Below are 1713 nucleotides of genomic sequence, written 5' to 3' on the forward strand. Positions count from 1 at the left end.
GTTCAGCCGGCCGGCGCCGTTTTTCAACGCAGTGGGCGCCCGAGACGCCGCCTTTGCGATGTTCGGTCTCACCGTCGTGCCGCCCGGGCAGAAGGTGTCCGACTATCAACAAGCCGGCTGCGAACTGCTGACCGCGTTACGGCCCTGGCTTTATGACAAGGCCAGCCCCAGCTTCCAGGGGCCGAACGACACCACCGAGGAGCGTACCCGGCAAGCCTACGATCCGGATGTCTACGATAAATTACGAACCGTGAAGGCTAAGTGCGACCCGCACAACAGGTTTCGCCTCAACCACAACATCCCGCCTCATCCGGGCACAGAAGCGCCGAACTAGCGGACCAACAATCGACTCGGTCAGGAGCAACGTACCTGCTCGAAGTCATCGCCAAAGGTGCTTTTGTCTAAACCCCTGCGGCATAGCCAAGTTGTCCTTCACGGGCCGGCCCACTGATCTCTACGGGGGTACAACCGCGGGAGCATGCCAGTGCGGTGTGGCAGCAGGACGCCGGACTCGTTGATCGAATCGATCATGGCCTGCCTGCGCACTGAAAGCACGTCGGCGCTGCTGGACATAACGACGTCACGCGTGGAGAGGGAGCGGCGTCTCACTGTGCCGGTCTTGGTATCAGGTGCCCAACAGGATTCGCGTTTCCCGGACGGATGTTCGTGCAACTGCGGCGTTCGAATGCATGCGACCAACTTCCGTCCCCGGCATTGGGCGCTCTCTGACGGTAGAGCCCAGATGCCAGATGGTTGCCAAGTCAATCGTGTCGTGGCTTGCTCAGGGTGATTCTCTAAGTATTGCTTCTTGGCGGTATAGCCGTACCATACCGTCATGGTTGTGCAGCGAAGGACTCGTCGGGCAGGCGGAGCGCGCCGGGCCGCGGTGACTGAAGCGGCCGCCGGGGTGTTGGCCGAACGAGGCTACGAGAATACGCGCTTCGCCGACGTTGCGGCGGCTAGTGGTGCGGCGATAAGCACGCTGCAGAACTACTTCGGCTCCCGCGAAGACATGTTGATCGAGGCGATTCGACATGCCACCGAGCTCGAGGTGATTGCGTTGGAAGCGGTGGCGGAGGCCGAAAGCGACCCCTGGCGCCGGCTGGTGGCGATGATCGACCGCAACCTGAACACGCCTCTGCGCAATCACCAGTTGCTCATCGAGGTGTGGCGCTCCAGCATGCGGGATGCCGAGTTGCGCGACTACAGCGAGGAAGGATGGGCCCGTTACCGGGCGCCGTTTGTGCGAACCGTCATCGAGGGTCGGGAGTCAGGGGCGTTCCAACCCATTGGAACTCCGGAAGAGGTTGTCGAGATTCTCCTCCGATCGCTCGCCGGAGCCATGATTCCCCGGACTTTGCACTTCCCGGCTCCATCAGCCGATGGATTCCGTACGGCTTTGCTGCGCCATGTCGCGACAATGCTGGGCCGCGAAGGCTACCGCTAGGAGCGCAACGCTCGCCGCATGATGACCTCCAACACCACTGTCGTGGTCCCGTGATGCGCCCGTCGTGGACGTGCGCAGGTCCTTGCGGCTCGATGAGCAACCGACCGGCCATCACCCCGAGGTCGTCGCCTCTACCGCCTTCTGGTGTCACCGGAGCATCCACGATTCACCGTGTGAGTCACCTTATGAAGACCAGAGCCCCAGCAGCGGCCCGATCGGCTGCGATGTAGGTGTTCGCAATCTGAGTGAACGCGGCGCCGGTCCGC

The 1713-nt window shown here is 62.4% G+C and carries 2 protein-coding genes; both read left to right on the forward strand.

All coding sequences use genetic code 11. The features are described 5' to 3' along the window. A partial coding sequence (locus A9W95_RS23720; protein ID WP_172826707.1) for a BBE domain-containing protein occupies positions 1–334 on the forward strand: 334 nt, incomplete at its 5' end. A gap of 501 nt (positions 335–835) precedes the next feature. Then, complete coding sequence (locus A9W95_RS23725) at positions 836–1447, forward strand: TetR/AcrR family transcriptional regulator (RefSeq protein ID WP_067418542.1); 612 nt, start codon at positions 836–838, stop codon at positions 1445–1447. Positions 1448–1713: the final 266 nt, after the last annotated feature.

It is taken from the genome of Mycobacterium sp. 1423905.2, assembly GCF_001673155.1.
Lineage (GTDB): Bacteria > Actinomycetota > Actinomycetes > Mycobacteriales > Mycobacteriaceae > Mycobacterium.

What these genes read in the sequence shown, in the direction of transcription:
- A9W95_RS23725 (WP_067418542.1), top strand. Translation starts at nt 836, where the DNA reads ATGGTTGTGCAGCGAAGGACTCGTCGGGCAGGCGGAGCGCGCCGGGCC.